The sequence below is a fragment of the Desulfurellaceae bacterium genome (assembly GCA_021296095.1).
Taxonomy (GTDB): domain Bacteria; phylum Desulfobacterota; class Binatia; order Bin18; family Bin18; genus JAAXHF01.
Map to the genome: position 1 here is coordinate 11,170 of JAGWBB010000109.1, position 448 is coordinate 11,617.

The following is a 448-nucleotide window of genomic DNA, read 5'->3' on the forward strand; positions in this document are numbered from 1 at the left end:
AAGGAGGGGTGTAGAGAACGGCTCTAGTTCTGCCAGACTGTGTGTGATGATAGTATGACAGCAGGACGACAGTTCTATGAAGCTTTTCCCGATGAAGAGCGTGGGTTTTGCGCGGCCCTGCGGGCCCTCGTTGTGACAACTGCCACCTGCGGTAGTTTCTACCGGATCAGGCTCATGCACAGAGGGATACGCGCTCTGAGCGGGCTCTGCCTTCTGCTCATCAGTCTCTTCCTCACTCCGGCGCTGCTCCACAGCGAGGAGGCGCCTGCGCTGCTGTTTCTCACCCACGGCGTGGCCAGTGGCGATGTCACCCCCCACAGTGCGGTGATCTGGACCCGGGTCAACGCCCCGGCTACGGTGGGTGTCGAGTATGCGCTCGATCCGAATTTTACCCAGCCCCAAGCCGGCCCTCGGGTGGTGACCGACCAGACCCGGGATTACACCGCGC

The 448-nt window shown here is 61.6% G+C and carries 1 protein-coding gene; it reads left to right on the plus strand.

What is annotated here, in order from left to right:
* Positions 1 to 174: 174 nt before the first annotated feature.
* A partial coding sequence (locus tag J4F42_19690) for a PhoD-like phosphatase N-terminal domain-containing protein (protein ID MCE2487741.1) occupies positions 175 to 448 on the plus strand: 274 nt, incomplete at its 3' end.